This window comes from Kiloniella laminariae, from assembly GCF_027214005.1.
GTDB classification, from domain to species: Bacteria; Pseudomonadota; Alphaproteobacteria; order Kiloniellales; family Kiloniellaceae; genus Kiloniella; species Kiloniella laminariae_A.
In genome coordinates this window covers 1-3,563 of record NZ_JAPWGY010000023.1, presented here as the reverse complement: position 1 = coordinate 3,563, position 3,563 = coordinate 1, and the positions used below count along the sequence as shown (strand labels likewise).

Sequence of the window (3,563 nt, the reverse complement as noted above, 5' to 3'; positions counted from 1 at the left end):
TTTCGTAAGAACCTTCAATGGTGGGCAGGGCGGCGATGCGGTCCAGCAGATCCGGGGAGGCACTGTCTGCACTATCATCCCCGCCGATCCCGACAGAGCCGGAAATCGAACCATTGACGTTTTTGTAGGTGTCGTGATCCTGAATATCGGTGTAGTCGAAGGTCTCGGTATCCAGTGTCACGTCACCTTCGGTCGAGGCAATGACCGCCCCGTCAAGCTGCGTGTGACCACCGACGGTGACATCCACGTTGCCTTTGGCAATCAGGGCAGACTGTTCCTCTACCCACGCCTTGCGACCCTTTTCCTTGCCGTAGGAGATTGAGCCATTAACGGCGTTGACCTTGCCGTCCAGACCAGTACTCACCCCGACAGAACCGCCCTTGCTGCCTCCGTCAATCCGGCTGGTATCCTGCAACGAGGCAAGAGTGAGATCACCGCCGACATCCGCATCAATTGATCCACCAGCCTGAACCTGTGCGCCCTTGAGGGTCGTGTCATCCCCGGATTTCAGAGTGACGTCATTCCCGGCAAGAATGCGGCTGTTGGTATGGGTCAGGCTATCGACATTGCGGTCCGATGCATTGCCGGAGCCTTATTTCAAAGTTTTGCGTGAAAATTTAACAGAACCTCCTCCGACTAAAGTTAGAGGATACAGTGTAATGAGCGCTTTTCGCCCATGATTATATATTGCAGAGACTTTAACCAATTTGTGAAAATTAAATACAGTCAAAAGAAACAAGCCAATGCTTTCCTTTTGGAACTTGATCTTCGTGCAGCCAACAAATTCTGTTTGATCGCCAGCCTTTCTGGTCTAGGAAATCTTCTACAGCAATGCTGTTCTCCCCAGACCTGTGCCACTGAGCAGTTAGCTTTTTCTGCATGACAGGTTCATGCGACCTTGTCCATTCTGTTCCGGGTTAACCCGGAACAGAATGATGCGAATTCATTGGGGGTTGCCCAATCCAGGGCGGAGTGTGGCCTGTGATTGTTGTAGTTGATCCTCCATTTTTGGGTAATGTCTTGCGCCTCCCTCAGGTTGGAAAACAGGTTTTCATTCAAGCATTCGTCCCTTACGCGACCGTTGAAGGCTTCGATGAAACCGTTTTGGCTGGGTTTGCCCGGCTGTATGAACTGGAGATCAACGCCACTGTCCCGAGCCCATTTGAACATCGCCATGGACGTGTATTCGGTACCGTTGTCACAGACAATGAATTCCGGTTTACCATGCTGCTCCAGGAGCCGGTTCAGTTCCCTGCTCACCCGAAGACCGTTGATCGAAAAGTCCACGATCATGGCGTGGCATTGCTTGGTGAAATCATCGATAACGTTGAACAACCGGATGCGCCGGCCGTTGGATAGCTGATCGCTCATGAAGTCCATGCTCCATCTCTGCCCAGGGTATGCCGGCAGCACCAAGGGCCTGCGGACGATCGCCGAACGTCGCCGCTTCTTGCGCTTGCGCACCTGCAAACCCTCTTCCACATATATCCGATGGGTCTTTTTGTGATTGGCCCCGAAGCCCTCACGCCTGAGTAGCACATGCAATCGCGGATGGCCAAAGCGACGATGCTGATCGGCCAGTTCCCGCATCTCCTGCCGAAGCTCTGTATCCGGTGATTGAACCGATTTGTAGCGGTGCGTGGAACGCGGCTGCCCCGCCAGGCGACAGCACCGGCGTTCGCTCAGGCCTAGCTCCTGCAGCAGCGTAACGGCGCGGCGTCGGTCTTCGGGGCTCAGATCTTTTTTAGAACCTCCTCCAACGCCATCTTGTCCAGCGACAAATCCGCAACCAGCCTCTTCAGGCGCCGGTTCTCGTCTTCCAGGTCCCGGAGGCGGCGAGCCTCATTGACCTCCAGGCCAGAGAATTTGGCCTTCCACTTATAGAATGTGGCATCCGACATCCCATGCTTGCGGCAAAGCTCCTTGGCCGGAACCCCGGCCTCATGTTCCTTCAAAATCCCGATGATCTGTTCGTCCGTAAATCTGCGCTTCATTGAGTGCCTCCGTGAAAATGACGAAAACACTAACTCATCAATGGATCAAGATTTAGGGGGAACAGCAGCAAGCCATGCCTGTTCTGGAGACAAATATAGCCCTTCTAGGGTGAGAGAATCCTCTGCAACATCGACATATTTTTCTAGTTTCTCTGAATTACCAAGCAATATATAGTTCTCGCCATGGCCATCAGAATGATTGTGCCTATACCATAGCCAAATCCCTTATTGAGCATTTGCGACTATTGATAGCTTGTATGTGAATACCACTAGTTTCCCTCAAGCCACACTTCTTTTACCCATGTAGCTAAATCAGCCCATTTTTCATCGACATTACCATCATGGCTCCAAAATCTTATTTCCCCATTTGGAGTTAAGCAGTAATAATCACTATTATCTTCACATATTGGCAACCAACTTTCTGGTAAACCAATTTCTCTCCCTTCGCGAATAGCATTTTTTAATTCACCGTAATGTTCTTCCCCTTTGGGATTAAGAACCAAAAGAGATAGAAAACCCACAAAAACGTTACCTGTATTTTTTAGCAACTTTTTGTAGTCATCAGAAAATGTAAACCCTGTAGATTGTTCGTAATGTACAATTAAACGGTCATCTGGCAAAAAATTGCTATTAACTGAAATATCTTTTGCATGATTTAAATCATTAATCGCGTCATCTATAGTGTACATGATTTATTCTACCTCAAAATCAATGGCTCTGTTTTTCCAATAATTTCTCCTCCAAGCATTAAACTCTGCTCTATTCACACCTGATGGTAATTTTCCTGTATTTATATGAATTGTACCAAAGTTTTGCTGATGGAAACTCTGTGTTACTTCTGTAATCGGTCCATGTTGCGTTTGTATCATATGATGAAGGTTAACGGCTTTTCCATCAGGTCCTAATGGTGCACGACCAACCCTCATTAACTCTAAGTTTGTCTTACCACTGATTGGATCAATTCGATTAGGATCAATGATATCATTTCTTTGATAAACTTTATTTCCATTAAATTCTATTGGATCCTGTGTCCAAAATTGACGTTTTTGTCCAAAATAATTGGCTGCAATCTTACGATTTTGAACAGTTTGTTCAACGACATTAATCTGGTCAGTGAGATTATCAAGCGTATCAGCAAGTTCATTTACTTCTTTACGGGTATTCCCTGATCCACCAGTCAGACGTTTTGCTAATACTCGTGTAACGATAACACCGCTTGCTGCAATTGTGGCATAAAGGGCAGCTTTTTCAGGTGATATGTCACTGTCTTTGACTGTCTCAAGGAAGAGGTCAATTGCCCCTTGTTGTATAGCTTCGGTGCCTTCACCCAATGCTTCTTTGTCACGGATAAGCCGTTTTACGCCAGCTTCATATTCACTTGCGTAATAATCCAGAGAAAATTCGGGACTTTCCTGACCATTAGTCGAAGGATTAACAACCTCTAACCCACCCTCAGCAGCAGCCATAAGGCTCCACACTGAATTTGCAACCATATCAGTCATACCGATGATTGCCGTTGCAGCCTCGGGATTTTCTCTCAGGGTATCTGCAGCCCAGCCAAAGCCCTTT

The 3,563-nt window shown here is 47.7% G+C and carries 3 protein-coding genes and 2 pseudogenes; all 5 read right to left on the bottom strand.

Annotated elements, in window-relative coordinates:
- On the bottom strand, window positions 1-364 hold a 364-nt coding region (locus O4H49_RS20410), incomplete at its 3' end, for a hypothetical protein (protein WP_269425275.1).
- Window positions 365-388: 24 nt separating this feature from the next.
- Window positions 389-577 (bottom strand): annotated as a pseudogene (locus O4H49_RS20660) (hemagglutinin repeat-containing protein); the annotation flags it as partial.
- 311 nt (window positions 578-888) lie between these two features.
- Window positions 889-1,994 (bottom strand): annotated as a pseudogene (locus O4H49_RS20405) (IS3 family transposase).
- A gap of 269 nt (window positions 1,995-2,263) precedes the next feature.
- Window positions 2,264-2,683 (bottom strand): SMI1/KNR4 family protein, encoded by a 420-nt coding sequence (locus O4H49_RS20400; RefSeq protein WP_269425274.1) that lies wholly within the window; start codon window positions 2,681-2,683, stop codon window positions 2,264-2,266.
- Between the two features lie 3 nt (window positions 2,684-2,686).
- Window positions 2,687-3,563, bottom strand: an 877-nt coding sequence (locus O4H49_RS20395) for an HNH/ENDO VII family nuclease (RefSeq protein ID WP_269425273.1), incomplete at its 5' end; no start/stop codon positions are given.